General features: G+C 63.2%; 3 protein-coding genes and 1 pseudogene. 3 read left to right on the top strand and 1 reads right to left on the bottom strand.

All coding sequences use genetic code 11. From position 1 onward, the window contains the following. Nucleotides 1-410: 410 nt before the first annotated feature. Entirely contained in the window at nucleotides 411-986 is a 576-nt protein-coding gene (locus BCY76_RS16995) for a hypothetical protein (RefSeq protein WP_070159119.1), read from the bottom strand. A 98-nt stretch (nucleotides 987-1084) separates the two neighbouring features. On the opposite strand from BCY76_RS16995, the gene cmtR reads away from it, so the two are divergent. The 3 genes and pseudogenes from cmtR to BCY76_RS16980 form a co-directional block, all read left to right on the top strand. Next, entirely contained in the window at nucleotides 1085-1447 is a 363-nt protein-coding gene (gene cmtR, locus BCY76_RS16990) for a Cd(II)/Pb(II)-sensing metalloregulatory transcriptional regulator CmtR (RefSeq protein WP_070159118.1), read from the top strand. Then, nucleotides 1444-3439: pseudogene (locus BCY76_RS16985) on the top strand (heavy metal translocating P-type ATPase). The gene cmtR and the pseudogene BCY76_RS16985 overlap by 4 nt, the downstream one beginning before the upstream one ends. Next, nucleotides 3436-4161: flavin-containing monooxygenase (locus tag BCY76_RS16980; RefSeq protein ID WP_170922746.1), on the top strand; the 726-nt coding region annotated here is incomplete at its 3' end. The pseudogene BCY76_RS16985 and the gene BCY76_RS16980, both read left to right, overlap by 4 nt.

Genomic DNA, 4161 nt, shown 5'->3' with positions numbered 1-4161 from the left:
CCAAGGTGAGCCGGTCCTGTACCGCCAGGCGGCAGCCTCGACGACTGTGCGTGGATCCACCGGCGGCCTTCCGGTGGACTTCGCCGCCGGGAACAACGGCCGATCACTGCCCAGGTCTCGTCAGATATCTCTCTGCGTGCCACAAGGACAGACTCGCCGACGACCGACGCTCCACCCTTTAGCAACACGCCCTAGCACGGCGGCAGGATCACCAGGGCTGAACAGAACCCCCAACCCGGCAGCCGGGCCAGCTTCCGGCAGTGATGCGCCGGTGATCCAGGCGGCGACAGTGCCAGCGGCACGCAGGATCACTGCAATGCCTGCGGTGACCATGAGCAGGATGATCAGGGCGTTGGTGACCTCATCACCCATACCTCCGGCTTGGTGAGACCCCGGAGTGATGCCCCGGGTCATGGCAGCCGCCTCACCAGTGTGGTCCCCGAGGACCGGCCGAAGACCAGCACCTCAGCACCAGCACGCAAGGTCGTCTTCTGCCGCCGGGTCAGACGGGTCTCGACCTCTCCGTCGTCATTGGCGGTGGTGTCGGTGACCACCGCAGCGATAGCCACGTCCTCACCGGGCAGGAACCCCTCACCCAAGACCGTGGCCGCAGCCGCCTTCCCGCTGGCCTTAGACCGTGCGCTCTCTGCCTGCTCCGCCTCGGGGTTTGGGGTGGTGGGTGTGCGCCTGCGGGCTCGGATGATGTCAGTAAAAGTGGACCCGTCGGTTTCGTGAACCTCGATCCGCACCGTCCGAGTCCGGTCCTCAGTGACCGCGTCCAGCAGCTCGCCGAATCGGGCACGAGACCATGCCACGTTTTCTGGTGCGGGGAAGTCCTCGCCATCTACGGTGACCGCCAGAGTCCCGGTCGGCTCGATAACGGTGATGATCACATGAGGAAGCACCGCCGGAACATCAAGCTCTGTGTCTGAGGGCTTGGACTTCTTGGTTCGGCGCGAGGGGTGTCTGGTGTTGTCGTGGCTCATGCCCACCAGGTGCGCCTGCAACCTCCCGCGTACTGAAGGTAGCCTTCTGGTTAGGTCACTACTTGCTGACTAGTCATCGTTCGCTGTATGGTCAGTGTGTGCTGACTATTGCTTCTCGTCTTGATGTGATGAACCGGTTGGGCCGCGCTATGGCTGACCCCACCCGGTCCCGGATTTTGTTGTCCCTCCTGGATGAGCCGGGTTATCCGGCCAAGCTTGCCCGTGACCTGGAGTTGACGCGGACGAATGTGTCGAATCATCTGGCGTGCTTGCGGGATTGCGGGATCGTGGTCGCTGAGCCGGAGGGCCGTCAGACCCGCTATGAGATCGCTGACCCTCACCTGTCGCGGGCGCTGAACGCTTTGGTGGAGACAACCCTGGCAGTCGATGAGGGTGCGGAGTGTCTTGACCCGGTGTGCCCGGAGGGGTGCTGCGCTGGCGGAGAGCAGGTGCAGCGATGAGCGTGGATGCCTGCGGGTGTGCTTCCCCCAGTGAGAACACGGCTTCTGCGGAGAGCACTAAAGAGCCTCAGTGGTGGGGGATCGTCGTGTTCTGATTCCACTGGTCTCGGGGTTGCTGCTGGCCACAGGGTGGGTGTTGGAGTGGACCGGGGCAGCAGATCAGGACCCGCTTTCGACTGTGACGCTGGCGGTGTTCTGGGTCAGCCTATTGTTGGGGGCTTCTCAGTTCGTTCCTGGTGCTTTGCGGGCGCTGGTGGTGCGTCGCCGCCTGGGTATCGGGTTGTTGATGACGATCAGCGCCACTGGAGCGGTTGCACTGGGTTACATCGAAGAAGCCGCAGCTCTGGCCTTTCTCTATTCCATTGCAGAGGCCTTGGAAGATCGGGCGATGGACAAAGCCCGCTCCGGGCTGCGTTCCCTGCTGAACCTGCTGCCAGCCAGCGCCACCATCGTCGACGAGGCTGGCGATCAGCGGCAGGTGGCTGCCTCTACTCTGGTGCCGGGTCAGCTGATCCGGGTGACGGCCGGGGAACGCCTAGCCACTGACGGGGTGGTCCGCACCGGACGTTCAGCCCTGGACACTTCAGCGATCACTGGTGAGTCGATTCCGGTAGAGACTGGCCCTGGTGATGAGGTGTTGGCCGGGTCGATCAATACCACCGGGGTCTTGGAGGTCGAAGCCACCGCACCGGGAACAGACAACTCGCTGACCACAGTGGTCCAGTTGGTCGAGCAGGCCCAGGCGGAGAAGGGTGAACGTGCCCGACTGGCTGATCGCATCGCCCGTCCCCTGGTTCCCGGTGTACTCCTGCTGGCGATACTGATCGCGGCGCTGGGTTCAATCTTCGGAGACCCCATGGAGTGGGTCACCCGAGCGATCATCGTGCTGGTAGCCGCCTCACCATGCGCGTTGGCGATCTCGGTACCGATCACCGTGGTCTCTGCCATCGGCGGCGGCAGCAACCACGGGGTGATCGTCAAGTCCGGTGCAGCTTTCGAGCAACTGGGATCTGTAAGCCACCTGGCCTTCGATAAGACAGGCACACTGACCCGTAACCGTCCCACCGTCAGCGCTGTGCTGACTGTCCCCGGGAATACCGAGCAGCAGGTGCTGGACTGGGCGGCAGCACTGGAAGCTCACAGCACGCACCCCCTTGCGGCAGCCATCACCCATGCGGCGGCTGATGCCCCGCAGGCCACCGAAATCACTGAGCACCCTGGACAGGGCATCACCGGAGTTATCGGGGCCAGCCGAATCGCGGTGGGCAGTCCCCGGTGGCTTGGCCCCGGCTCGCTCGCTGATCAGGTTACTGAGCTGGAGCAGCAGGGCAACACCGTGGTGATCATCCACCACAAGGGGGAGGCAGTCGGGGCTGTCGGTGTGCGGGACGAACTGCGCGAAGAAGCAGTAGAAGCGATCCAGCGGCTTACCCGTGCCGGGGTCAAGGTTACCATGCTTACCGGTGACAACACGCGCACCGCCCATGCTCTAGCGGCTGAAGCCGGGATCACTGATGTCCGCGCAGAGCTGCGCCCAGAAGACAAAGCCGCCGCCATCACCGAACTGCGGGCAGGCAACCGGGTGGCAATGATTGGTGACGGCATCAATGACGCCCCAGCATTGGCCGCCGCAGATATAGCATCGCCATGGGAGCCACCGGCTCCGATGCCGCGGTGGAATCAGCTGATGTGGCCTTCACCGGCGAAGACATCCGCCTGATCCCTCAAGCCCTGGCGCACGCCCGGCGAGGACGGATGATCATCAACCAGAACATCATCCTCTCCCTGGTCCTGATCGCGGTGTTACCACTGTTGGCGCTCTTCGGCGTGATCGGCCTGGCCGCCGTCGTCCTCATTCACGAGCTCGCCGAGGTCGTCATCATTCTCAACGGGTTACGCGCGGCTCGTACCCGAACCTCTCATTACCCCTCAGCGCGTCCTGTTGTCCCCGCCAAGGCAGGGTCAGGTTCGGACTACAAGGTACTGTCATGAGGCTGGAAACGCCCGATCGGGTTGATGTGGCAGTTATCGGTGCGGGCCAAGCGGGTCTTGCACTCGGGTACTACCTGGCCGAAGCGGGAGTCGACTTCCGGCTACTCGAGGCGGCCAGCAAGGTGGGTGCCTCATGGGCACGTCGCTGGGACTCTCTGCGCTTGTTCACGCCTGCACAGTACAACTCACTGCCTGGATTCGCTTTTCCTGGTGACCCTTGGAAGTACCCTGGCAAAGATGAGGTGGCTGCTTACCTGGCGATGTATGCCGAACGGTACGCCCTACCCGTTCACCTCGACACCCGTGTGACGAAATTGAACGGAGCGGCAGGGGATTTTCGGCTGCACTTCGCAAGCGGGGAGCCCCTGAAGGCCAGAGCTGTTGTCGTCGCGACGGGGGCTTTCGGTTCGCCCTTCGTGCCCGCCCTGGCCAACAGGCTTGACCCGCAGGTCTTGCAGATCCACTCCGAGGAGTATCGGAACCCGAGTCAGCTACGCGGTGAAGACATCGCTGTAGTCGGGGGTGGAAACTCTGGTTTCCAAATCGCGCTGGAGCTCGCCAATAACGGGATGCGAGTTTCCCTGTCCGAAGGTGTACGTCTCCGTAACTTGCCGCAGCGTATTCTAGGTGTTGTGGGGCATGAGGTTGTCGGAGCCGGCGGGGCGATGAGAAAACGAACGGACTCCCGCCCGCAGGATGGTAATCGCCAAAGAACCACCTGC

Origin of the sequence: Nesterenkonia sp. PF2B19 (assembly GCF_001758425.2) — a bacterium.
Classification (GTDB): Bacteria; Actinomycetota; Actinomycetes; order Actinomycetales; family Micrococcaceae; genus Nesterenkonia; species Nesterenkonia aethiopica.
This window is presented reverse-complemented; position numbering and strand designations above follow the sequence as displayed.

Bases quoted from the DNA above. Each gene is read 5' to 3' on its own strand.
- BCY76_RS16995 (WP_070159119.1), bottom strand. From the start codon at position 986: ATGAGCCACGACAACACCAGACACCCCTCGCGCCGAACCAAGAAGTCC.